General features: G+C 67.8%; 23 protein-coding genes and 2 tRNA genes. 15 read left to right on the forward strand and 10 right to left on the reverse strand.

The genetic code is table 11. The annotated features are described in order from the left end of the window. The first annotated feature begins 29 nt into the window (after positions 1 to 29). The 9 genes from ccmC (at position 30) to ACVOKU_RS07565 (ending at position 7,056) form a co-directional block, all read left to right on the forward strand. Entirely contained in the window at positions 30 to 800 is a 771-nt protein-coding gene (gene ccmC / locus ACVOKU_RS07525; protein ID WP_065181944.1) for a heme ABC transporter permease CcmC, read from the forward strand. Beyond that, positions 797 to 985, forward strand: coding sequence for a heme exporter protein CcmD (gene ccmD, locus ACVOKU_RS07530; protein ID WP_053516869.1), 189 nt, complete (start codon positions 797 to 799; stop codon positions 983 to 985). The genes ccmC and ccmD overlap by 4 nt, the downstream gene beginning before the upstream one ends. Continuing rightward, positions 982 to 1,458, forward strand: coding sequence for a cytochrome c maturation protein CcmE (gene ccmE, locus ACVOKU_RS07535; RefSeq protein WP_481559539.1), 477 nt, complete (start codon positions 982 to 984; stop codon positions 1,456 to 1,458). The genes ccmD and ccmE overlap by 4 nt, the downstream gene beginning before the upstream one ends. Beyond that, positions 1,459 to 3,378 (forward strand): heme lyase CcmF/NrfE family subunit, encoded by a 1,920-nt coding sequence (locus ACVOKU_RS07540; RefSeq protein ID WP_065175491.1) that lies wholly within the window; start codon positions 1,459 to 1,461, stop codon positions 3,376 to 3,378. 8 nt (positions 3,379 to 3,386) lie between these two features. Continuing rightward, a complete protein-coding gene (locus ACVOKU_RS07545; protein ID WP_053516864.1) occupies positions 3,387 to 4,004 on the forward strand; it encodes a DsbE family thiol:disulfide interchange protein in 618 nt (205 codons plus the stop codon). A 4-nt stretch (positions 4,005 to 4,008) separates the two neighbouring features. Beyond that, a complete protein-coding gene (locus ACVOKU_RS07550; RefSeq protein ID WP_481559587.1) occupies positions 4,009 to 4,455 on the forward strand; it encodes a cytochrome c-type biogenesis protein in 447 nt (148 codons plus the stop codon). Next, positions 4,449 to 5,441: a tetratricopeptide repeat protein gene (locus tag ACVOKU_RS07555; RefSeq protein ID WP_481559588.1), complete on the forward strand. Its 993-nt coding sequence runs from the start codon at positions 4,449 to 4,451 to the stop codon at positions 5,439 to 5,441. Before ACVOKU_RS07550 ends, ACVOKU_RS07555 begins: the two co-directional genes overlap by 7 nt. A gap of 161 nt (positions 5,442 to 5,602) precedes the next feature. Then, positions 5,603 to 6,715 (forward strand): homoserine O-acetyltransferase MetX, encoded by a 1,113-nt coding sequence (metX, locus tag ACVOKU_RS07560; protein ID WP_481559540.1) that lies wholly within the window; start codon positions 5,603 to 5,605, stop codon positions 6,713 to 6,715. Beyond that, the gene (locus ACVOKU_RS07565; RefSeq protein ID WP_053520347.1) at positions 6,715 to 7,056 is read left to right on the forward strand and encodes a DUF1294 domain-containing protein; all 342 of its coding nucleotides are present in this window, start codon (positions 6,715 to 6,717) and stop codon (positions 7,054 to 7,056) included. The genes metX and ACVOKU_RS07565 overlap by 1 nt, the downstream gene beginning before the upstream one ends. Before the next feature lie 13 nt (positions 7,057 to 7,069). Here the strand turns inward: ACVOKU_RS07565 and cydC are convergent, their stop codons facing one another. Both cydC and cydD read right to left on the reverse strand, forming a co-directional pair. Further along, entirely contained in the window at positions 7,070 to 8,743 is a 1,674-nt protein-coding gene (gene cydC / locus ACVOKU_RS07570; protein ID WP_481559541.1) for a thiol reductant ABC exporter subunit CydC, read from the reverse strand. Continuing rightward, positions 8,740 to 10,479 (reverse strand): thiol reductant ABC exporter subunit CydD, encoded by a 1,740-nt coding sequence (gene cydD / locus ACVOKU_RS07575; RefSeq protein ID WP_481559542.1) that lies wholly within the window; start codon positions 10,477 to 10,479, stop codon positions 8,740 to 8,742. The genes cydC and cydD overlap by 4 nt, the downstream gene beginning before the upstream one ends. A 228-nt stretch (positions 10,480 to 10,707) precedes the next feature. On the opposite strand from cydD, the gene ACVOKU_RS07580 reads away from it, so the two are divergent. The 6 genes from ACVOKU_RS07580 to ACVOKU_RS07605 all read left to right on the forward strand — a co-directional run bounded on the left by ACVOKU_RS07580 (position 10,708) and on the right by ACVOKU_RS07605 (position 15,433). Continuing rightward, entirely contained in the window at positions 10,708 to 12,297 is a 1,590-nt protein-coding gene (locus ACVOKU_RS07580; protein WP_053520344.1) for a cytochrome ubiquinol oxidase subunit I, read from the forward strand. Between the two features lie 17 nt (positions 12,298 to 12,314). After that, positions 12,315 to 13,466, forward strand: a complete 1,152-nt coding sequence (gene cydB, locus ACVOKU_RS07585) for a cytochrome d ubiquinol oxidase subunit II (RefSeq protein ID WP_053520343.1) — start codon at positions 12,315 to 12,317, stop codon at positions 13,464 to 13,466. Positions 13,467 to 13,493: 27 nt separating this feature from the next. Next, positions 13,494 to 13,610, forward strand: coding sequence for a cytochrome bd-I oxidase subunit CydX (gene cydX, locus ACVOKU_RS07590; RefSeq protein WP_053520342.1), 117 nt, complete (start codon positions 13,494 to 13,496; stop codon positions 13,608 to 13,610). Positions 13,611 to 13,665: 55 nt separating this feature from the next. Next, positions 13,666 to 13,742, forward strand: a tRNA-Pro gene (locus ACVOKU_RS07595). Between the two features lie 141 nt (positions 13,743 to 13,883). Then, positions 13,884 to 13,960: transfer RNA gene (locus tag ACVOKU_RS07600), tRNA-Pro, on the forward strand. Between the two features lie 267 nt (positions 13,961 to 14,227). Continuing rightward, positions 14,228 to 15,433, forward strand: a complete 1,206-nt coding sequence (locus ACVOKU_RS07605; RefSeq protein ID WP_053519699.1) for a CynX/NimT family MFS transporter — start codon at positions 14,228 to 14,230, stop codon at positions 15,431 to 15,433. A gap of 37 nt (positions 15,434 to 15,470) precedes the next feature. Here ACVOKU_RS07605 and ACVOKU_RS07610 read toward each other — a convergent pair whose 3' ends face one another. From ACVOKU_RS07610 to ACVOKU_RS07645, 8 genes are all read right to left on the reverse strand, one after another. Then, positions 15,471 to 16,742, reverse strand: a complete 1,272-nt coding sequence (locus ACVOKU_RS07610) for a glutamate-5-semialdehyde dehydrogenase (protein WP_481559543.1) — start codon at positions 16,740 to 16,742, stop codon at positions 15,471 to 15,473. Continuing rightward, entirely contained in the window at positions 16,739 to 17,896 is a 1,158-nt protein-coding gene (proB, locus tag ACVOKU_RS07615; protein ID WP_074899354.1) for a glutamate 5-kinase, read from the reverse strand. The genes ACVOKU_RS07610 and proB overlap by 4 nt, the downstream gene beginning before the upstream one ends. A 10-nt stretch (positions 17,897 to 17,906) precedes the next feature. Then, positions 17,907 to 18,170: a YciI family protein gene (locus ACVOKU_RS07620; protein WP_065181936.1), complete on the reverse strand. Its 264-nt coding sequence runs from the start codon at positions 18,168 to 18,170 to the stop codon at positions 17,907 to 17,909. Then, positions 18,170 to 19,465 carry an argininosuccinate lyase gene (gene argH / locus ACVOKU_RS07625; protein WP_481559544.1) on the reverse strand — a complete coding sequence of 432 codons (1,296 nt, stop codon included), beginning with the start codon at positions 19,463 to 19,465 and terminating at the stop codon, positions 18,170 to 18,172. Before argH ends, ACVOKU_RS07620 begins: the two co-directional genes overlap by 1 nt. Before the next feature lie 19 nt (positions 19,466 to 19,484). Then, complete coding sequence (gene argC / locus ACVOKU_RS07630) at positions 19,485 to 20,438, reverse strand: N-acetyl-gamma-glutamyl-phosphate reductase (RefSeq protein WP_053519694.1); 954 nt, start codon at positions 20,436 to 20,438, stop codon at positions 19,485 to 19,487. Beyond that, on the reverse strand, positions 20,435 to 21,037 hold the full coding sequence (locus tag ACVOKU_RS07635) for a GNAT family N-acetyltransferase (protein ID WP_065175501.1): 603 nt from the start codon (positions 21,035 to 21,037) through the stop codon (positions 20,435 to 20,437). The genes argC and ACVOKU_RS07635 overlap by 4 nt, the downstream gene beginning before the upstream one ends. Before the next feature lie 3 nt (positions 21,038 to 21,040). Next, on the reverse strand, positions 21,041 to 22,369 hold the full coding sequence (locus ACVOKU_RS07640) for an acetylglutamate kinase (RefSeq protein WP_053519692.1): 1,329 nt from the start codon (positions 22,367 to 22,369) through the stop codon (positions 21,041 to 21,043). Between the two features lie 75 nt (positions 22,370 to 22,444). Next, positions 22,445 to 23,533: an acetylornithine deacetylase gene (locus tag ACVOKU_RS07645; protein WP_053519691.1), complete on the reverse strand. Its 1,089-nt coding sequence runs from the start codon at positions 23,531 to 23,533 to the stop codon at positions 22,445 to 22,447. Between the last annotated feature and the right edge of the window lie 65 nt (positions 23,534 to 23,598).

The following is a 23,598-nucleotide window of genomic DNA, read 5'->3' on the forward strand; positions in this document are numbered from 1 at the left end:
AATCCACCCCTGCTGGATAGCCGTCACGCATGAATCCGATTGTCCGCTGGTTCCACCAACTCGGTTCTCCGCCCACGTTCGATCGTTTCGCCGCCCGCTGGTCGCGGGTGTTCTACCTCGCGGCCGTGCCGGTCCTGCTTGTCGGAATCTGGCAGGCATTGCTGGTGGTGCCGCCGGAAGCCCGGCAGCTGGACAGTTTCCGCATCCTCTACATCCATGTGCCCAGCGCCTGGATGAGCCTGTTCGTATTCGCGCTGATGGCGCTGTACGCCGCCATTGCCCTGATCTGGCGGATCAAGGTCTGCGAGATCCTGGCCATGGCGTGCGCGCCGATGGGCGCAGGGTTCACGCTGATCACCCTGCTCACCGGCAGCATCTGGGGCAAGGGCACGTGGGGGACCTGGTGGGACTGGGACCCGCGCATGACCAGCGAACTGGTGCTGCTGTTCCTGTATCTGGGCGTGATCGGCCTGTACCACGCCATCGAGGACCGCCGCAGTGCCGCCCGTGCGGCCGGCCTGCTGGCCATCGTCGGCGTCAGCCTGCTGCCGGTGATCCGCTATTCCGTGGACTGGTGGGGTGGGTTGCACCAGCGCCAGTCGATCAACGTGTTCGGTGAATCGGCCATCGACAGTGCCATGATCGCCCCGCTGTGGTGGATGGTGATCGGTACCAAGTTCTGGTTCGCCGGCTCGGTGCTGGCCAAGGCGCGCGCCGACAATCTCGACCGCGAGGCCGGCAAGGCCTGGGTCGGTGGCCGCATCGACGCCGCGCAGGCTGCTGCGGAGAACCCGCAATGAGCCACCTGCCCTACGTGATCGGTGCGTACGCGGTGTTCGTGCTGGTGCTCTGCGCCGACGCGCTCGGCTCCTGGCTGCGCCTGCGCGCCGCCCGGCGCATGGCACAGGCCCGGCAGCAGCGGCAGCAGGCACGTGCCAGCGCCCAGGATGTCCCACCGTCGCTGTCCACGGAGCTGGAACGATGACACCGGTCCAACGCCGCCGCCTGGCCTGGGTCCTGCTGGCCCTGCTCGCTTCCGGCCTGGCCACCGCGCTGGTGGCGATGGCACTGGAGCGCAACATTGCCTACCTGTACACGCCCTCCGAAGTGCTGCGTGGCGACGTCGAGCCGCAATCGCGGTTCCGCCTCGGCGGCATGGTGGTGAAGGGTTCCTTCAACCGCCCGCCCGGCTCGCTGGATGCCCACTTCCTGGTCACCGATGGCGATGCCCAGCTGGCGGTGACGACCTCGCGCATCCTGCCGGACATGTTCGCCGAAGGCACGGCCGTGGTCGCCAGCGGCCGCCTGCAGGAGGGCGCGCTGCAGAACGCCGTGTTCGTCGCCGACGAAGTGCTGGCCAAGCACGACGAGCAGTACGTGCCGAAGGAAGTGGCCGACAAGATGGGCCAGGCCCATCTCAAGCACGACGTGCCGGTGACGGCACCCGAGGTCCGCTGAGTGCTGCCCGAACTGGGTCAGATCCTGCTGCTGTGCGCACTGCTGGCGTCGCTGCTGCTGGCCGGCCTGCCGCTGGCCGGCGCCCATCGCGGCAACGCGGCGTGGATGGCGGTGGCACGGCCGGCCGCTTACGCGCAGCTGCTGCTGGTGGCCGGTGCATTCGCGGTGCTGACCGCCACCTTCGTGCAGCAGGACTTCTCGGTGCGCTACGTGGCCGAGAACTCCAACTCGCTGCTGCCACTCATCTACCGCTACTCGGCGGTGTGGGGCGCGCACGAAGGCTCGCTGCTGATGTGGGCGCTGGTGCTGGCGCTGTGGACTGGAGCGGTCGCGCTGTTCTCACGGCACCTGCCCCGGCACGTGCAGGCGCGCGTGCTGGCGGTGATGGGCATCGTCAGCGTGGGCTTCCTCGCCTTCCTGATCTTCACCTCCAACCCGTTCCTGCGCTTGAACCCGGCCCCGCTGGAGGGCCGTGACCTCAATCCGCTGCTGCAGGATCCGGGGCTGATCATCCACCCGCCGATGCTGTACCTGGGCTACGTGGGTTTCGCGGTGCCGTTCGCCTTCGCCGTGGCCGCGCTGCTGGAGGGACGCGTGGACGCACGCTGGCTGCGCTGGACGCGGCCATGGACCAATGTCGCCTGGGCGTTCCTGACCCTGGGCATCGCCCTGGGCAGCTGGTGGGCCTACTACGAACTGGGCTGGGGCGGCTGGTGGTTCTGGGATCCGGTCGAGAACGCCAGCTTCATGCCATGGCTGGTCGGCGCCGCACTGATCCACTCCCAAGCGGTCACCGAGAAGCGCGGCACCTTCGGCAGCTGGACCCTGCTGCTGGCGATCGCCGCATTCGCGCTGTCGCTGCTGGGCACGTTCCTGGTGCGCTCCGGCGTGCTGACCAGCGTGCACTCGTTCGCCGCCGATCCTTCGCGGGGCTTGTTCATCCTCGTGTTCCTGTCACTGCTGGTGGGTGGAAGCCTGCTGCTGTACGCGCTGCGCGCGGGCCAGCTCAGCATCGACGCCGATGATGCCCGCCGCGGCTTCACCGCAACCTCGCGCGAAACGCTGCTGCTGGCCAACAACCTGCTGCTGGCCACCGCCTGCGCGATGGTCCTGCTCGGCACGCTGTACCCGCTGCTGGCCGATGCGCTGGCGCTGGGCAAGATTTCGGTCGGCCCACCCTACTTCGGCAGCCTGTTCCTGCTGTTGATGGCGCCGTTGGTGCTGCTGCTGCCCTTCGGCCCGCTGGTGAAATGGCAGCGCGACCAGCCTTCGCGCGCGATGGCCCTGCTCGCCCCCTGGTTCGGCCTGGCGGTACTGCTCGGTGCGCTGGCCTGGTGGCAGGCGCCGCAGAACGGATGGAAAGCCGGCATCGGCGTTGCCGCGGCGGCCTGGGTCGCGCTGGGCACCGCCCGCTTCGTCTGGCAGCGGTTGCGTGGCAATGGCCGCTTTACTGCCGAAATGCTCGGCATGATCGTTGCCCATGCCGGCGTCGCCGTGTTCCTGGCGGGCGCGTTGCTGGTGGAAGCGCTGAACGTGCAGCGCGAAGTGGCGCTGGCACCGGGCCAGCAGATCGTGGTCGGCGGTCACGAAGTGCGCTTCGAAGGCGTGGATCACCGTGAGGGCCCCAACTTCATTGCCGACCGCGGTCATCTGCGGGTGTTCCGCGACGGCCGCGAACTGGCCCTGCTGCATCCGGAGAAGCGGCAGTACGCCAGCGGTGGCCAGGTGATGACCGAGGCCGGCATCGATGCGCGCATCGGCGGTGATGTCTACGTGGCATTGGGTGAGCCGCTGGGCAACAATGCGTGGGCGGTCCGCGTCCACATCAAACCGTTCGTGCGCTGGATCTGGCTGGGCGCGCTGCTGATGGCCCTGGGTGGATTCATCACCGCCGCTGACCGCCGCTTCCGTCGTCCGTAGGAGTTTCCATGTCCGAGTCCCCCGCCCCGCGCCCCTCCCGCCCGCTGCCGCCGGTCGCCATCGTGATCGGCGTGCTGTTCTTCTTCGGCCTGCTCGGGTTGATGATCTACGGCGTGATGAAGTCGGGCGACCCGCAGCGCGACGTGCTGCCTTCGGCCCTCATCGACAAGCCCGCCCCCGCCTTCGCGCTGCCGGTGCTGCACGACCCCCAGATGATCGTGCGCAGCGAAGAACTGCGCGGTGCACCCTATCTGCTGAATGTCTGGGGCAGCTGGTGCGCGGCCTGCCGCGAGGAACACCCGGTACTGACCCGTTTCGCCGAGAGCAAGCGCGTGCGCGTGATCGGCTACAACTGGAAAGACGACCCCACCGATGCCCTGCACTGGCTGGAACAGCTGGGCAATCCGTTCATGGTCGTGCTCAGCGACATCGAAGGCCGTACCGCGATCGACTGGGGCGTGACGGCCGCGCCGGAGACCTTCCTCGTCGACGGCAGCGGCATCGTGCGCTGGAAGTACAGCGGAGCGATGACGCAGAAGGTGGTCGACGAGAAGCTGATCCCGGCGCTGGAGAAGATCGAGAAGGCACAGAACGATGCGGCCGGTTCGCAGCGCGTTGCTCCGTAGCGGCCTGCGCGGGCTGCTGGTGCTGCTGCTGGCCGGGTCGCTGCCCGGCCTGGCGCAGCAACCACTGCATGACCCACAGCCGCTGCAGTTCCGTGATGCAGCGGAGGAGCGTCGTTTCCACGACCTCGCCGCGCAGCTGCGCTGCGTGCAGTGCCAGAACCAGTCGCTGGCCGATTCCAACGCCCAGATCGCCCAGGACCTGCGCCGGGAGGTACTGCAGCTGATGCAGCAGGGCCATGACGATACGCAGATCAAGCGCTTCCTCGTCGCCCGCTATGGCGACTTCGTGCTTTACCAGCCCCCACTGCAGCCGGGCACCTGGTTGCTGTGGGGGGGGCCGCTGCTGGTACTGGGCGCCGGCGCGCTGGTGGTGGTGGGCATCGTCCGCCGTCGTGCCCGCACCGTGGCCGCCGCACCGCCGACATCGGCCGACGTGGGAGAGGACTGGTGAACGATTGGCTGCTTTTCGCGGCTGCCGCCAGCGCTGCGCTCACTGCGCTGCTGGTGTTGTGGCCGCTGCGGCGGCAAGGCCGCACCGGCTTCGTCGTCGCCGTGGTTGCCGTGGGCATCGCCGGCGCCTGCCTGTACCAGCTGGTCGGGAACCCGCAGGCGGCACGGGTGCAGCCGGCGCCATCGGTGGCGACCCTGCGCGAAGGCGTGCAGGCCCTGCAGGGCGCGCTGCAGCGCGATCCACAACGTGCCGATGGCTGGGCACTGCTCGGCCGCTCGCAGAGCGAACTGGGCAACGCCGCCGCGGCTGCCGAAGCCTTCGCGCGCGCGGTGGCACTGGCACCGGACGACCCGGGCGTGCTGGTGGAGGCGGCGCAGGCGCGCGCCCAGGCCGATGCCGGAAAGCAGTTCGACGACACCGCCGTATCGTGGCTGCAGCGGGCGCGCACGCTGGCGCCCGATGCCGAACGGGCCAGCTGGCTGCTCGGCATCGCCCTGCGCCAGCGCGGCCGCAACAGCGAAGCCGCCGATGTCTGGAGCGGCCTGCTGCCGCACCTGGAACCGGGTGCCGCGCAGGCGCTGCAGGCACAGATCGCCATTGCCCGCGAAGCGGCCGCACAGGCACATGAGCCAGCCCCGGCAACCTCGCCTGCAGTGCTGCAAGTGCGTGTGCAGCTGCCCGTCTCCGTGCAGCATGCGCAATGGCCGGCGGGCGCGCAGATCTTCGTGCTGGCACGTGCGGTCGGCGGCCCGCCGATGCCGGTCGCGGTGCGCAAGCTGCCTCTGGCTGGTTTTCCCGGCACGGTCGGACTTGGCGACGGCGACAGTCCAATGCCCACCGCGCCCCTGTCAGCGCATCGCGAGGTGGAAGTGCTGGCGCGGATCTCGCGCAGTGGCAGTGCCAATCGCGGCGACGGTGACCTGCAGAGCCTCCCGGTAAAGGTGACCCTGCCGCATGAGGACGTGGTGGAACTGCGGTTTCCGTAACACCACACCGCTGCGCTCGCCGGGCACGGCCCGGCGCTGCCTGTGCGCTTGCCATCGGTAGCGCCGGGCCATGCCCCACAGAGGGTTGGCGTGCGACATTCGCCCGCTGATGGAAACCAGCGTGTCGCCAGCTCCACATGCCGCCCCGCTAGAATGCCCGCATGACCGAATTCATTCCGCCCGGCACCCGCTTCCATGCCCTGCCTTCGCCCTTCCCGTTCAAGCGCGGCGGCGCCCTGCACGGTGCGCGCGTGGCCTACGAGACCTGGGGCACGCTGGCTGCCGATGGGGGGAACGCGATCCTGATCGTCACCGGCCTGTCGCCGGACGCGCATGCCGCCGGCAACGCAGGCAATCCCGCACCGGGCTGGTGGGAGGCGATGCTCGGGCCGGGCAAGCCGATCGATACCGACCGCTGGTTCGTGGTCTGCGTGAACTCGCTGGGCAGCTGCAAGGGCTCGACAGGACCGGCATCGATCGATCCGGCGACCGGCGAACCGTACCGACTCGACTTCCCCGAACTGTCGATCGAAGACGGCGCACGCGCCGCCGTCGAGGTGGTGCGTGCGCTGGGTATCGAACGGCTGGCGTGCGTGATCGGCAACTCGATGGGCGGCATGACCGCGCTGGCGGTGCTGATGCTGCATCCGGGGATCGCGCGCAGCCACATCAACATTTCCGGCAGTGCGCAGGCGCTGCCGTTCTCCATCGCGATCCGATCGCTGCAGCGGGAAGCGATCCGTCTCGATCCACGCTGGAACAGTGGCCGCTACGACGACACCCACTACCCGGAATCCGGCATGCGCATGGCGCGCAAGCTGGGGGTGATCACCTACCGCTCGGCGCTGGAATGGGACGGCCGCTTCGGTCGCGTGCGCCTGGATTCGGACCAGGCCGACGACGATCCGTTCGGCCTGGAGTTCCAGGTCGAAAGCTATCTCGAAGGCCACGCACGCCGCTTCGTGCGCTTCTTCGATCCGAACTGCTATCTGTACCTGAGCCGCTCGATGGACTGGTTCGACCTGGCCGAGTATGCCGATGGCGATGTCATGGCCGGACTGGCCAGAATCCGTGTGGACAAGGCGCTGGCCATCGGTGCCAACACCGACATCCTGTTCCCGGTGCAGCAGCAGCAGCAGGTGGCCGACGGCCTGCGCGCCGGTGGCGCCGATGCACGCTTCATCGGACTGGACTCGCCGCAGGGCCATGATGCCTTCCTGGTCGATTTCGATCGGTTCGGCCCGGCTGTTCGCAGCTTCCTCGACACGCTCTAGTGGGATGGCGGCGTCATCTCGCGCTGGCCGCCTTCGGCGCGCTGATCGCACTGACGATCAGCGGCGTTCTGCCCCTGTGGCTGGGCGGCTGGTGCCTGCTGGCCAGTGCCGTGTCGTTTGGCCTGTATGGCCATGACAAGCGCGCCGCACAGCGCAACCACCGGCGCATTCCGGAACGGACACTCCAGCTGCTGGCCTTCGCCGGCGGCTGGCCTGGCGCATTGCTGGGCCAGGCGACGTTCCGCCACAAGCATCGCAAAGCCGCATTCCAGTGGGTGTTCGGATTGTGCGTGCTGGCCAATGTGGCCTCGATCGCGGTGATGCTGCGCGAATTTTCCTGATGAGGCGCGCCGCTCACACCTCGCGGATCAGCACACCATCGCGCAACCGGTACTGCGCGTCGACCACGCCATCGGGCAGGTCGTCATGGGTGATCATCAACAGGCTGCGACCGTCCAGCAGGCCGGCCAGATCGTGCAGCAGCGCATGGGCCGTGTCCACGTCCAGGCCTTCGGTCGGTTCGTCCAGCAACAGGATCGGCGCGTTGCGCAACAGCGCGCGGGCCAGCGCCAGGCGTCGCGCCTGACCCGCGGACATCGTCGCACCGTTCTCGCCAACCCAGGCCAGCAGGCCACCATTGCGCTCGGCCCACTCGCCCAGCCGCACCCTGTGCAACACCGCCCACAATGCAGCGTCGTCGGCGTCAGGATCCCCCAGGCGCAGGTTCTCCGCCACGCTGCCGGCGAACACCGGGGCGTTCTGCGGCAGCCAGGCCAGCTGCCGATGCCACTCGGCCTGGGCAAAATCACGCAGGTCCCGCCCGCCATAGGTCAGCCGGCCCTGCTGCGGATCCCACAGGCGCAGCAGCAGGCTGGACAACGTGGTCTTGCCGCAGCCACTGTCGCCACGGATCGCGATGCGCTCGCCGGGCGCCAACGTCAGCTGCAGCCCGCGCAGCACCGGGCGTACCGCCCCCGGCCACTGGAAGTGGACGTCATCCCAGTGCACGCGTGCGTGCACCGGAACCGGCTGCGGTGCCAGCGGTTCGTCCACGGCCGGCGGCTGCTCGACGATGGACTGCAGGCGATCGGCCGAGATGCGACCGGACTGCAACGACTGCCATGCCAGGCCCATCCCCGCCCACAGCTCGATCAGCGCCACCGTCAGGAACACCAGTCCGGCTGCCATTTCAGCCGCGATGCGCTGCTGCTCGGCCGCATGCAGGGCCAGTGCCAGCATGGCCACCAGGCCGAGCCCGGCCACGCTGCCGTGCAGTGTCGACGCGGCGATCAGGCGCCAGCGGCGACGGCGATCACGCGCGGCCAACTGCTTGGCGGCCACCCGCACCTTCAGCTGCCACGCCGCATCGGCATGCAGCGCCGCCAGATCGCCCGCGCCTTCCAGTCCTTCAAACGCGGCAGTGCGCAGTGCGGCTCGATGCGCGGCGCGATCCGCTTCCTCGCCATCGCGGCCCCGCACGCCCAGCCACGGCACACCGAAGGCAATCAGCGCGGCCAGCACCGCCAGCAGTACCGCTGCGGACGGCAGGATCATCGCCGCCGACAGCACGGCCACCATCGACAGGGCACCCAGCGCGACCAGCGGGCCCAGCGCGCGGACCAGCAGGCCGTCCACTTCACCGATATCACCGAGCAGGCGCGCGAGCAGCTCGCCGGTGCGGGTGGCCCCCAGCCGCGCTGGCGCCAGCGGCAGGGCGCGCCGGAAGAACCACACCCGCAGGTCACGGGCGATGCGCAACGTGGCATCGTGGCCAACCAGCTTCTCGAAATAACGGGAAACGATGCGTGCCATGGTCAGGCCACGGATGCCGGCCGAAGGCGAAAAGAAGTTGAAGCCCTGGCCGAGACCGGCGGCACCGGCCAGCGCCGCTGCGGTGAGGAAGCCACCGGACACGCCAAGCAGGGCGGTGCCTGCCAGCATCGTGGTCCACAGCAGCAGCATGGTCAGCAGCAGACGCGGCCGCTGCTGCAGGAACACCGCACGCAGCGTATCGGGCGAGCGGGTCATGCGTGCACCGCCTGCGCCGGCTCGACCAGACGTCCTTCCGGCAGCAGCAGGCAGCGATCAGCCCAGGCGATCACGGCCGGGCTGTGGGTGGCAACCACCACGCTGCGACCACGCGCGTAGGCGGCAAGACTGCGCAGCAGCGCGGCCTCGGTATCTGCATCGAGGAAGGCGGTCGGCTCATCCAGCAACAGCACCTGCGGGTCGCGCAGCAGCAGGCGGGCCAGGCCGATGCGTCGTGCCTCTCCTCCGGACAGGCCGAAGCCGCGTTCACCGATGATCGTGTCCAGCCCCTGCGGCAGCCCCTGCGCGAACGCGAGCACCTGCGCTGCCTCGGCCACCGCGCGCAATCGTGCATCACTGGCGCCAGGATCGGCCAGCCGCAGGTTGTCGGCGATGCTGCCGTGGAACAGATAGGGGCGCTGGCTGGCATAGGCCACCTGCACGCCGGGGCGCAGCATCAGCCTGCCCTCGCGCGGCGGCAGCCAGCCGGCCAGTGCCTCCAGCAGCGTGCTCTTGCCGCTGCCGCTGGCACCTACCAGTGCCAACCGCTGGCCTGGCTCCAGCAGCACATCCACGCCCTGCAGCACATCCTGCGACGCGCCCAGCGGGCGCAGCACCAGGCCCTGCGCCTGCAGCGGCGGCAGTGCGGCCTCGGCCGGCTCCACTGCCAGCGGCACGACCTCGTTCTCGATCAACCCCTGCTCATCCGGCAACGACTGCAGCAGGCGCTCCACTTCGGCTGCCGCGGCCAGCGCGTTGGCACGATCGTGATAATGCGCGGCCAGCCGTCGCAGCGGTGCATAGAATTCCGGTGCCAGCAGCAGGCAGAACAGGCCTGCGCCCAACGTCGGCACGGCCGCATGCAGCGACATCATGCCCAGATAGCTCAAGCCCAGGTACAGCGCGACCATCGCCACGCTGACGGAAGCGAAGAACTCCAGCACCGTGGACGACAGGAACGCGATCCGCAGCACTTTCATCGTGCGCAACCGCACGCCCTCGGCAGCGGCTTCTATGCCCGCCAGCTCGGCCTCGCCCCGTCCGTACACGCGCAGCAGGCCCAGGCCCTTGATGCGGTCGGCGAAATGGCCGCTCATGCGCGCCAGCTCACCCAGCTGCGCGCGACCTGCCGCTTCGGCGCCCCACCCCACCAGCATCATGAAGAACGGCACCAGCGGCGCCGTGAACAGCAGGATCAGCGCCACCACCCAATCCACCCAGGCCACCGCGGCCAGGATCAGCACGGGCACCACCACCACCTCAGTGCGCACCGGCAGGAAACCGCTGTAATAATTCTCGATCGCATCACCGTGATGCAGCAGCAGCTCGCCCAGCTCGCCGGTGCGGCGCTGCCGCAGCCACAGCGGCCCGTGGCCGAGCAGGCGCGCGAACACGCGCTCGCGCAGGGCCAGGCGGGCAGTGTCGGCAACATCGCCGGCGGCAGCCTGGGTCGCGCTGCCCAATGCCGTGCGCAGCAACAGGATCAGCGCCAGTGCGGCCAGCACCGGCAGGCCCGAGGACAGCGGCGCCTGCTCCACCAGCACCTGCTGCACCAGCCAGGCGATGGCGGCGGCCTGGCCGATCAGCAGCGCGCCGGACAGGCTGATGCATACGGCCGCCAGGCGCTGGCGGCCCCGTGCCCCCCGCGCAAGGTCGGCCAGCCACGCGGTGCGGGCACGCCGCTGCCGGTTCGTCTCGGCTTCCGGCGAAAGGACGGTCGGTTCGGCAGCGCTCAAAGGGTCTTCACAGGGAGTGGAGGATGGATGGCATTGTAGGCACAGGCAACAGCCTCCCCCTGCGGCCAGGGGTCGCAGTTTTCACAGGGCCCGCATACGATCTCTTCGCATACCTGTTCATACATTGATCTGGATCAAGGCTGTCTGAAGTAGTCGGTCACATCATTCACGTCGTAGACCACCCTTCCCGCCACCTGCAACGGCACTATCCAACGAGGTAGCCAGGCCATGATTGATCAGACAGTCGTAGAACTGTCGCGGCTGCAATTCGCGCTGACCGCGATGTACCACTTCCTATTCGTACCACTCACCCTGGGCCTGTCGTTCATGGTCGCCATCATGGAGAGTGTCTACGTGATGACCGGCAAGGAGATCTGGCGCCGGATGACCCTGTTCTGGGGCGTGCTGTTCGGCATCAACTTCGCCATGGGCGTGGCCACCGGCATCGTCATGGAATTCCAGTTCGGCATGAACTGGTCGTACTACAGCCATTATGTGGGTGACATCTTCGGTGCGCCGCTGGCGATCGAAGGGCTGATGGCCTTCTTCCTTGAAGCCACCTTCGTCGGCCTGTTCTTCTTCGGCTGGAACCGCCTGAGCAAGGTCAAGCACCTGACGGTCACCTGGCTGATGGCGCTGGGCACCAACCTGTCGGCGGTGTGGATCCTGATCGCCAACGGCTGGATGCAGAACCCCACCGGCGCGGTGTTCAACCCGGAAACCATGCGCATGGAAGTGGTCGATTTCATGGCCGTGGTGTTCAACCCGGTGGCGCAGGCCAAGTTCGTGCATACCGTCAGCGCCGGCTACGTGACCGGCGCGGTGTTCGTGATGTCGATCAGTGCCCTGTTCCTGCTGCGCAACAAGCACAAGGACCTGGCCCGCCGTTCGTTCGCGGTGGCCGCTGCGTTCGGCCTGCTGTCATCGCTGTCGGTGGTGGTGCTGGGCGATGAGAGTGGCTACGCCGCCAGCGAGCACCAGAAGATGAAGCTGGCCGCGATCGAGGCGATGTGGGAGACCGAGCGTGCCCCGGCGGACTTCACCGCCTTCGGCATTCCCAACCAGCAGACGCACCAGAACGACTATGCGGTGAAGATCCCATACCTGATGGGCCTGATCGCCACCCGTTCGCTGGACCAGCCGATCCCGGGCATCCTGGAACTGGTGGAGCGCGCCGAGCACCGTGTACGCGGCGGCCAGCTCGCCTACGGTGCGCTGGAACGCCTGCGCGCCAACAAGAACGACGTCGAAGCCCGTGAGATGTTCGACCGCCACTGGCAGGATCTGGGCCATGGGCTGTTGCTCAAGCGCTACCGCGAGGACATCCTCAACGCCACCCCCGAACAGATCTCGCAGGCGGCAATGGATACCGTGCCGCGCGTGATGCCGCTGTTCTGGACCTTCCGCGTGATGGCGGGCCTGGGCTTCTATCTGATCGCCTTCTTCGCATTGGCCTTCTACTACTCGTGCCGCAACAACTTCCAGGACAAGCGTTGGTTCCTCACGCTGGCCCTGTGGACGCTGCCGGCACCGTGGATCGCGATCGAATGCGGCTGGTTCGTGGCCGAGTACGGCCGTCAGCCCTGGGCGGTTGATGGCGTGCTGCCGACGTTCTACGCGGCATCGGGCCTGGCCCTGCACCAGATCGTGCTGACCCTGGCCGGCTTCACCGCGATCTACACCGCACTGATCGTGGTCGAGATCAAGCTGATGCTCAAGGCGATCCGCAAGGGTCCGGACGAGGTGCTGCCGTCGCTGCAGTCGCCCCGCCCGCATGCTTCCCACAATGCCGCAGCGCCGGCCGCCGGCCAGGCCTGAGGCAGGAGAAAACCAAGATGGATTTCATTCTTCTGGACTACACCACGCTGCGCGTGATCTGGTGGCTGCTGCTCGGCATCCTGCTGATCGGCTTCGCGGTGATGGATGGTTTCGACCTGGGAGTGGGCACGCTGCTGCCTTTCGTGGCCCGCACCGACGCCGAGCGCCGGCTGGTGATCAACACCATCGGCCCGGTATGGGAAGGCAACCAGGTGTGGCTGATCCTGGGTGGTGGTGCGATCTTCGCCGCCTGGCCGCCGCTGTACGCGGTCAGCTTCTCAGGCTTCTACCTGGCGATGTTCGTCATCCTGTTTGCCCTGATCCTGCGCCCGGTCGGCTTCAAGTTCCGCAGCAAGATGCCGGGCGAGCGCTGGCGCAACACCTGGGACTGGGCGCTGTTCATCGGCGGCTTCATCCCTGCGCTGATCATGGGCGTGGCGGTGGGCAACGTCCTGCTGGGCGTGCCGTTCCACTTCGATGACAGCATGCGCATCTTCTACACCGGCTCGTTCTTCGGGCTGCTGATGCCGTTCGCGCTGCTGGCCGGCCTGCTCAGCGTTTCGATGCTGGTGGCCCACGGTGCCGCGATGCTGGTGATCAAGACCGATGGCCCGGTGGCTGAACGCTCGGCACGCTTTGGCAGCATTGCCGCGCTGATCGCCTTCGCACTGTTCGCGGTGGGGGGAGCCTGGGTGGCCTTCGGCCTGCCGGGCTACCAGATCACCTCGCAGGTGATCACCGACGGCGCCACCAACCCGCTGCTGAAGAGCGCCGAGCTGGGCGCGGCCGGCGGCTGGATGCGCAACTACAGCACCATGCCGGCGACCCTGCTGGCGCCGCTGGTCGGCCTGCTTGGCCTGCTCGCCAGCGCGGTGCTGCTGCGTGCCCGTCGCGGCGGCCTGGCCTTCATCGCCTCCGGCGCAGCCATCGCCGGCATCATCCTGACCGTCGGCTTCGCGATCTTCCCGTTCCTGCTGCCGTCCTCCAGCCAGCCCACCTCCAGCCTGACCGTGTGGGATGCCTCGTCCAGCCATCTGACCCTGTGGATCATGCTGCTGGCCACGGTGGTGTTCCTGCCGATCATCCTTGCTTACACCACCTGGGTGTACCGCGTGCTCAAGGGCAAGACCACCAGCGATGAAATGGGCAGCAACCCCAACGCCTACTGATCCCCAGCCTCCCAAGGAGAACCGAACATGTGGTATTTCGCCTGGATCCTCGGCGCCGGCCTCGCCTCGACGGTCGCCATCCTCAATGGCATGTGGTTCGAAGCCCGCGAACAGAACCGCATCGACACAGAGAATCGTCGCTGAAATGTAAAAAAACCTTGCCGCCCAGGCCTTCACACGGTATCTTAGGCGGCTCCTTCGGGGTGTAGCTCAGTCTGGTAGAGCGCTACGTTCGGGACGTAGAGGTCGCAGGTTCGAATCCTGTCTCCCCGACCACTTCGGTGGTCGCATTGAAGCTTGGTGAAGTCGTCCAGGCTTTTTTGTTCCCTGAAGAGCCGCTGCCCCCGGCAGCGTGAAGGAAACGGCGTTCACCCCTTGCCGCCATCGGGGTGAATGGCTAGAATAGGCGGCTCCCTTCGGGGTGTAGCTCAGTCTGGTAGAGCGCTACGTTCGGGACGTAGAGGTCGCAGGTTCGAATCCTGTCTCCCCGACCACTCCGGTGGTCACCAAGAAGCCTGGAAGACGCCATCGTCCTCCGGGTTTTTTTGTGTCTGCCGTCCAGCGACCCGCCGGACGCGACGCCGGAGAGGCGCGCCGCAGCGTGCCGAAAAGTGCCGATAGCGACAGATTGCGCCGACGGGACCTCGCCCCGCCTGCCAGCCACGTACAATGATGTCCACTCCCCCACCCGCCGCGTCGGCGTAGACCGATGCCGGCGCTGCACGCCACTGTGGCGGCGTGCGACACCTGCAAGGACCACCATGAGCTCCTCCTCATCCGAATCGCCGTCGCTGCTGCACGGCCGCGTTCTGGCATTCGCCGCCATCCTGCTGGCGGCGGTCAACCTGCGCACTGCCGTCACCTCGATCACCCCGCTGCTGGACGTACTGGGCCAGCAGTTCGGATTCGGCACCACCATGACCGGCGTACTGGGCATGCTGCCGACCGCCTCGTTCGCGCTGTTCGGCGTGGCCACGCCGGCTGTGGCCCGGCGCCTGGGCCTGGAGCGCACCACCCTGCTGGCGATGATCCTGGCCACGGCAGGCCTGCTGCTGCGCTCCAGCGCCGGCAACGTCGGCACCCTGCTGCTGGGCGCGGTCGTCGCGCTGGCTGGCATGGGCATCGGCAACGTGGTGGTGCCGCCGCTGGTGAAGCGCTACTTCGCCAACAAGGTCGGCACCATGAGCACGCTCTACATCAGCGTGCTGCAGCTGGGCACCATGCTGCCGGCACTGCTGGCGGTGCCGGTGGCCAGCGCGGCCGGCTGGCGCGTATCGCTGGGCATGTGGGCATTGCTGGCATTGGCCGCCGCGCTGCCGTGGCTGGTACTGGCCAGGCGCGCGCCGAAGCCGCAGGCCGACGCTGCCGATCCCACCGCGCAGCCTCACGGCAAGGTCTGGCGCACCTCGTTGGGCTGGAGCATGACGCTGATGTTCGGCATGACATCGCTGATGACCTATTCGATGTTCACCTGGCTGCCGCGCATCGTGGTCGAAGCCGGCGCCACACCTGCGTTCGGTGGGGTGATGGTGGCGGTGTTCTCGGCGCTGGGCCTGTTGCCGTCGCTGGTCATTCCGTCGATGGCGGTGCGCCTGCAGAATCCGTTCCCGCTGGTCCTGATCGGCTATTCGTCATTCGTGATCGCCTTTGCCGGCCTGCTGCTGGCCCCCATGAAGGCGCCGCTGCTGTGGGCCTGCCTGCTCGGCGTGGGCCCCTCGACCTTCCCGCTGGCGCTGACCCTGATCAACCTGCGCACGCGTACCCCGACCGGTTCCGCCGCGCTGTCCGGCTTCATGCAGGGCGTGGGTTACAGCTTCAGCTGCCTGGGTCCGTTCCTGGTCGGTTGGCTGCATACCGTCAGCAACGGCTGGACGCTGCCGTTCGGCTTCCTGTTCGGCTGCGCCACGCTGATGCTGTGCGCATCGTGGGTGGCCTGCAAGCCGCGAAAGCTGGAAGACCTCTGGTAAACGGCTCGCCGCCGGCGCAGGCCTGGCGGCTGCCGGGTCAGACCCGCGTCTGACCCTCGCCGCGGACCACGAAGCGCTCGACCGTCAGTGCCTCCAGCCCCATCGGACCATAGGCATGCAGGCGCGTGGTGGAGATGCCGATCTCGCTGCCCAGCCCAAGCTGGCCGCCGTCCGAAAAGCGCGAGGACGCGTTGACCATCACCACCGCCGAGCGCAGCGCATTGACGAACCGCTCGGCATTGACGGCATCGGTGGTCGCGATCACTTCGGTGTGATCGGAGGTGTAGCGGCGGATATGCGCGATTGCCGCATCGAGATCATCGACCACGCGCACGGCCAACACCAGATCGAGGAATTCGGCTGCGTAATCCTCGTCGGTCGCCTCGGTGCTGCCCGGCAGCAACGGACGCGCGTGGGCATCCGCGCGCAGTTGTACGCCCCGTTCGCCAAGCGACTGCGCCACGCGCGGCAGGAACTCCGCCGCCACGCGCTGATGCACCAGCAGCGTCTCCAGTGAATTGCATGCGGCCGGCCGGCTGCACTTGCCATCGACCAGCAGACCGATGGCCTGGTCGAGATCGGCGCTGGCATCCACGAACAGATGGCAGACGCCCTTGTAGTGCTTGATCACCGGCACGCGCGCGTGTTCGGCGACAAAGCGGATCAGGCCTTCGCCGCCCCGCGGAATCGCCAGGTCGATCAGCTCGTGCAGTTGCAGCAGCTCCAGCATCGCCTCACGCCGCAGGTCGGTCAGTACAGTCACCGCTGCGGGGGGAACACCGTTGGCCTGCAACGCACCGGCCAATGCCTGGGCAATGGCGGTATTGGAATGGATCGCCTCGGAGCCACCACGCAGGATCACGCCGTTGCCTGCCTTCAGGCACAGTGCGGCCGCTTCGGCGGTCACGTTCGGGCGCGCCTCGTAGATCATCGCGATCACGCCCAGCGGCACCCGCACTTTCTGCACGCGGATGCCGTTGGGGCGGACGTCGTCGCGGGTCACCTGCCCGACCGGGTCGGGCAACGCGGCAACCTCACGCACCGCTTCGGCCATCGCCAGCAGACGCGGCGGGTCCAGTGCCAGCCGGTCCAGCATGGCACTGCCGACGCCCTTGTCGCGCGCGGCGGCCAGGTCGCGCGCATTGCCGGCCAGGATCTGGCCGGCATTCACTTCCAGTGCCTGTGCCATGGCCTGCAGCAGCGCGCGCCGCGCTTCGCTGTCGAGGCCTGCAACCGCCTGCGCCGCGTCACGGCAGGCGCGTGCCTGTGCTTGGATGTCACTCATCGGGGTGTCCTGCGGTCCGGTCATGGCAGCACCAGATCGTCACGATGGACGACGCTGCCCCCATAGTTGTAGCCCAGTACGGCCTGGATGTCGCGCGAATGGCGGCCAGCGATGCGGCGCACGTCGTCAGCCGCGTACTGGCTGACACCACGGGCAACGCAGACCCGCCCTTCGGCGGTGTTCCAGCACACCTGCACCATGTCGCCCCGGCGGAAATCACCGTCGGCACCGGTGATGCCGCCGGGCAGCAGCGAAGCGCCCTTCTCGCGCATCGCCTGCGCCGCGCCGGCGTCGATCACGATCGCGCCATCGGCCAGGGGGGCATGGCGCAGCCAGTGCTTGCGCGCCGCTTCACGGCTGCGTGCGGCATGGATCCGGGTGCCGAACAGGCGATCCTGCGCCAGCGCGCGCACCACCTCGCCGCTGCGGCCGTTGAACAGATAGGTTTCGATACCCAGCCGGCCGGCCTTGGCGGCGGCCTCCAGCTTGGTACGCATGCCCCCGGTGCCCGCGCGCGAGCCGGCGCCGCCGGCCATCGCCAGCACGTCCGGGCCCAGTTCCGGCACATCGTGCAGCGGCCGTGCGTCGGCCACGGTGCGCGGATCGGCGCTGTACAGGCCATCGATGTCGGTGGCGATGAACAATGCGTCGGCATCGACCAGCGCCGCCACGGTCGCGGCCAGGTTGTCGTTGTCGCCGAGCTTGAGTTCATCCACCGAGACGGTGTCGTTCTCGTTCACCACCGGCAGCGCACCCAGCCGCAGCAGTTCGGTGAGGGTGGCGCGGGCGTTGAGGTAGCGGCGGCGGTTGCGCAGGTCGTCGTGGGTCAGCAGCACCTGCGCGACCGGGCGCTCGAAGAAGCGTTGCCACAGGCCGATCAGCTGCGCCTGGCCAAGCGCAGCCAGTGCCTGCCGCGCAGCCATCGCAGCGCCCGGCTCATCGGCACGCGGCAGGATCGCGCGGCCGGCGGCGACCGCGCCCGACGAGACGATCACCACTTCGCGGCCAGCCAGCACATTGGCCGAGACGAACTGGGCCAGGCCAAGCGCGTGGCGTGGCGACAGGCCGCCTCCATCGGCAGCGAGCAGGCTGCTGCCCACCTTCAGTACGGCACGTCGCCATGGCGGCAGCGCCTGTTCGGGAAACGGCGAAGCGACGGGGGCGGCGTGCGGGGTCATGGCCGGGCTCTCAGCGGGTATTCCATTCGTGCACGGTCAGCTCGGAGGCCTGCATCGTCACCAGCGGATCCGTGGCGACGATGGCCTGCGCCTGTGCGAGGCTCTCCACGTTGCACAGCACGTAGGCACCGCCGCTGCCGTCGGCGAAACCACCGGTGAGCTGCAGCTGGCCCTGCGCACGCAGTCCATCGAGGAAATCCAGATGCGGCTGCACAGCGGCGGCACTGAAGCCGGGCCGGCGCATGGCCAGGACCAGATAGACGGTGCCCGCCATCAGGACAGCGCCTGCCAGCGCGCGCGCAGCTCATCCAGGCGCAGGTCCGATGCCGAACCCGGCGAGACACGCGCGGCCAGGCTGCCCTCCGGCGTGCGTCCCTGCCCTGCGCTGTCGGCACCTGCCGCGGCAGCCTTGTAGGCGTCGCGGAACGGCACGCCGGCCACGGCAGCCTCGACCGCGACGTCGGTGGCATACATGCCGGAATCGATCGCCGCGCGCAGCCTGTCCTCGCGCCATTCCAGATTGGCCAGCAGCGCCGGCAGCAGTTCCAGCGCGGCCAGGCCGCGACCGAAGCCGTGGAAGATGGCCCCCTTGGACGACTGCAGATCACGATGGTAGCCGGACGGCAGCGACAGCAGCTGTTCGATTTCGGTGCGCGCCGCGGCAACGCTGGCGTGGGTGGCACGCATCAGTTCGATCACATCGGGGTTGCGCTTGTTCGGCATGATCGAGCTGCCGGTGGTGTACTGCGCCGGCAGTGCGACGAAGCCGAATTCGGCGCTGGTGAACAGCGACAGATCCCAGGCGATGCGACGCAGGTCCAGGGTAGCGCCACCCAGCGCCTCCAGGGCGGCCAGCTCGAACTTGCCGCGCGACAGCTGTGCATAGATCGGTGATACCTGCATGCGCGCGAAACCGAGCGCAGCCGTGGTGTGTTCACGGTCCAGCGGCAGGTTCACGCCATACCCGGCGGCGGTACCCAGCGGGTTGGCATCGACCAGCGCATGGGTGTCACGTGCACGGATGGCATTGTCGATGAAGGCTTCCGCCCAGCCGGCCCACCACATGCCCGCCGAGGACACGACGGCTCGCTGGATGTGCGTATAGCCCGGCACCGGCAGGTCCTTTTCCGCCTGAGCGCGGTCGAGCGCGACCTTGGCCACCTCGGCGCTGAGCTGGGCGACGCGCTGCAGCTTTTCCTTCAGCCACAGGCGCGTGGCGACCAGGATCTGGTCATTGCGGCTGCGACCGGTGTGGATCTTGCGGCCGGCATCACCCAACCGCTCGGTCAGGCGCGCTTCGATCGCCGAGTGACCGTCTTCATAGCGCGTATCCAGCACGAAACGGCCTGCGCGGAAGTCGTCTGCCAGCACCTCCAGCTCGCGCAGCAGGCCCTCCAGCTCGCTGGCGGCGAGGATGCCGATGTGCTGCAGGCCCTGTGCATGCGCGGCGCTGGCCGCGATGTCATGCAGGAAGAACTCACGGTCGAGGATCACGTCATCGCCGGCGAGGAAGGTCTGGATCTGGACGTCGACAGCGACGCCGGGTTTCTGCCAAAGAAGGTCTGCCATGGGGGCTCCGGATGCGGGTTCAGTGCGGGATCGACGTCAGTTCGTCGATGCCCAGCGCAAGGTTGAGATTCTGCATGGCCTGGGTGGCCGCGCCCTTCAGCAGGTTGTCCAGCGTCGCCACCACCACCACCCGCTTGCCACCCGGGGCCAGGGTGAAGCCACCGATCTGGGCACCGTGGCGGCCGGCGATGCGGCTGACCCACGGCGCGTCATCCACCACCTCGATGAGTGCTTCGCCGGCATAGGCCTGCTGGAAACGCTCGACGATCTGCTCGCGCGTCTGTGCGCGGTTCAACCACAGATTGGCGGTCAGGGTGATGCCGCGGAAATGGGGCGCCACATGCGGCATGAACTCCACTGCCACCCCCAGCTGCACCGACACCTCGCGCTCGTGCACGTGGTTGGTCAGCGCGTACGGCATCAGGTTGTCGGCCAGCAGTTCGACGTTGTTCTTGTCGGAGGGCGTGGTGCCCGCACCGGAGTAGCCGGACACGCCGAAGCACTGCGGGGGCCCGGCCAGCAGGTCCAGCAGCGGATGGATCGCCAGCTGCATCGCGGTGGCGTAGCAGCCAGGATTGCTGATGTGCTTCTGCCCGGTGTAGCGACCGCGGGTCAGCTCCGGCAGACCGTAGTACCAGCTGTGATCGAAGCGGTAATCGGCCGACAGGTCCACGATCACCGTATCGGGCCGGGCGCTTTCAAGCGCGGCCACGAACGGTGCGGCCAGGCCATTGGGCAGCGCCAGGATCACCGCGTCCACGCCCTTGGCCGCCACCGCGTCGGCGTCGAGGTTCTCGTAGCGCAGATCACCCTGCACTTCCGGGTGATGGTCAGACAGGCGCTGCCCTGCACGTTCGCGCGAGGATACGAACGCCAGGCGCAGGCGCGGATGCGCGGCAACGAGCTTGATCAGTTCGGCACCGGTATGGCCGCGGGCACCGATGATGCCCAGGGAGAAAATCGAATCGTTCATGCGTGGCTGTCCAGACGGTACTGCAGGTGGCGCTTCACGCCCTGCCATTCCGCATCGATGATGGAAAAGATGACGGTGTCGCGCGGCGTGCCGTCGGCATGCCGTTTGTGGTTGCGCAGCACGCCATCCTGCTTGGCCCCCAGGCGGGCGATGGCGGTGCGCGAGGTGGTGTTGAACCAGCTGGTTTCCAGCACCACGCTGATGCAGCCCATGACTTCGAAGGCATGCTGCAGCAGCAACAGCTTGGCCTCGGTATTGGCACCGGTACGCTGCGCGCGCGGTGCATACCAGGTATAGCCGAGACTGAGCCTGGGCACGGCGGCATCGAGGTCATAGAAGCGGGTGCTGCCGACGATGTCGCCAGCGGCATCACGGATGACGAAGGGCAGCACCCTGCCCTCCGCCTGCGCCTGCAGTGCGGCCTGTACGTAGGCGCCTGCCTGTGCCGGCGCCGGCACCTGGGTGTACCAGAGCCGGTCCAGTCCGCTGCCTTCCAGCGCGGCACGCAGGCCGTCCACGTGTCCCTGCTGCAAGGGCTGCAGCGTCACATGCTGGCCGCGCAGGGTCGGCACCGTCGCCCAGGTGTCGGTGACGGTCATCGTTCAGCCCTGCAGGCTCGGTGCGCGTGCAGCGCAGTGATCGACATAGGTGCGGATGCGGTCGATGCCATCGGCACCGAACCAGAACACCTTCCACTGGTCCTGCTTGTAGCAGCCGTCGGATTCGGCGTAGTAGAAGTGATTGATCGGATTGCCGTGACGCGAGCGCCAGAACAGCTGAGGCGTTTCCTCCAGCATCACGTTCCAGACCGCACGCCCCAGGCCCTCGCCCTGCGCATCATCGAGCACGGCGAACTTGTCCAGATAGACACCTTCGGCCTCGTTGGTCAGGATGACGGCCGTCCGATAGTTCTCGCTGACGTACGCGCGCAGCAGCCTGGTCTTCTGGAAGTAGTCCGGCACCAGGGTGCGGCCGAAGCTGGATTCGATCAGGCCCTTCAGGCGTGGCAGATCCAACTCGTCCCACGTGGCCGCACGCAGCACCTTCTCGCCCTTGCGCACCAGCGTGCCTGAGCCCTTGTGGGTGAACAGTTCCTTGGCCAGATCGGCCGGCCGGGTGATCGACACCGACGATTCCAGCGGCAAGCGATCGAGCAGATCCTTGATCTGTTCGATCTTGACCTTCATGCCGCCGTGGATCCACGGCTGTGCGATCAGGTGGTCGTACTCGGTGGACAGGTTGATCGAATCGATGACGTTGCCCGCCTCGTCCAGCAGGCCACCGGTACCGGTCAGGAAGATGATCTTGTACGGCTGCAGTTCCTGCACCAGTTCGTTGGCGGCAAAGTCGGCATTGACGTTCAGGATCTGTCCGCCGGCGGTCTCACCCAGGCTGGTGATGACCGGGATCGATCCGGCGCGCAGGCTGGCTTCGATCGGCGCCAGGTTGACCTTCTTCACTTCACCGACCAGGCCGTAGGTGTCCACGTCAAGGTACTCGGCCTCGAACACGCCACCGGTGATCGAGGTGGCACGCGCTCCATTCTGCTGCAGAGCTTCGACCAGCCGCAGGTTGGATTGCTGGAACACCCGGCGCACGATCGCCAGTGCTTCCGGCGAGGTCACGCGCAGGCCGTTGACGGTCTGCTTCTCGATGCCAGCAGCGGACAGCTCGGCGTCCAGCTGAGGGCCGGCACCGTGCAGCACGATCGGGGTCAGCCCGACTTCCTGCAGGAAGGACAGCGAGGAGGTCAGCGCTTCAAGATCGTCGCGCAGCACGGCGCCACCGACCTTGACCACGGCGAAGCGCTTGGCGTCCAGCTGCGAGAAGCGCTTGAGGTACTGGCTGATCTCCTTCGCGCTGGCCATGCTGGACAGCAGGCGCACGATGGTCTGGCGGGTCTGGCGGTGGGGCTGGAGGGCAGGAGACATTTCGATTTCGTCACGGGCGGCGGTCGCCGCGTTGCAGTTCCACCATGCCGGGGCATGGCGGCGTTGTGGGGTTGATCAGGCGCCGGCGCCGATGATGCGGTGCACGGCGTCGGTATAGCGTTGCAGCTGCTCCAGCGTCACGAACTCATCGGCCGTGTGGGCCTGGGCAATGTCGCCGGGGCCGAACACCAGCGTGGTATAGCCTGCCGCGGAGAACAGCGAGGCCTCGGTCCAGAAGTCCACCGCGTTGCCGATCGGCAGCTCCAGCGCATCGGCCACGTCACGCGCCAGCAGACGGCGGTTCTCGGCTTCGGCGATGTCACCGGCCGGGAGGCTGGGGCCACGGAAGGTTTCGGTGAACAGCGCGGCTTCCGGTTCGGCAAGACCCGCGAAGGTCGCCAGCAGCGCATCGATGTCCATCGAGGGCAGGGGGCGGAAGCCGAAACGCACTTCGGCTGCCGGTGCGATCATGTTGGCCTTGATCCCGCCTTCGACGCGCCCGATGTTGAAACGCAGCCCGGTCAGGCCACCGAAGCGTGCAGATGCAAGGGAATCCACATGATCCAGGGCCCGATTGCCCCAGCGCATCGCCTGGTGCAGCGCACTGGCGGCGGCATCCTGCCTGCCGGACGCATGGCCCGCACGGCCGGCGAACTGCATCAGCACCGAGCTGATGCCACGGTGCGCGAGCACGGCCTCGCTCATGGTCGGCTCGGCCACCAGCACCGCGTCATAGGCAATGCCACGGGCCAGGAACGCGGCGATGCAGCGTGGATCGTTTGCTTCCTCGTCGCTGGAGAACAGGAACGCGGCGTCGCCGTCACTGGCATTGGCCGCAGCCACCAGCGCCGCCGCAGCGCCCTTGATGTCACACACGCCCAGGCCGACCACACGATCGTCCAAGCGGCGCATCACGTGCGGGTCGGCCGTCCAGTGCGGCGAATCCGGCACCGTGTCCAGATGCACGTTGAACAGGTACTTCGGTGTGCCGCGCACGGCATACAGGCTGACCGCACCGGCCCCGTGATCGATCACTTCAACGGTGAAACCCGGCAGGTTGGCGCGCAGGTAATCGAAGATGCCAGCGGTGCTGATCGCGCGCGGCGGGTTGCGGGTGTCGAAGGACACCAGGGCCTGCAGGTGATCGAGTGTCTGTTCAAGCATGAATCAACAGTTCCTGTGAAATTCCGCCGGGCATGGCCCGGCGCTACCGTATCGCCTCTGCTGGA

This window comes from Stenotrophomonas sp. STEN147, from assembly GCF_056757995.1.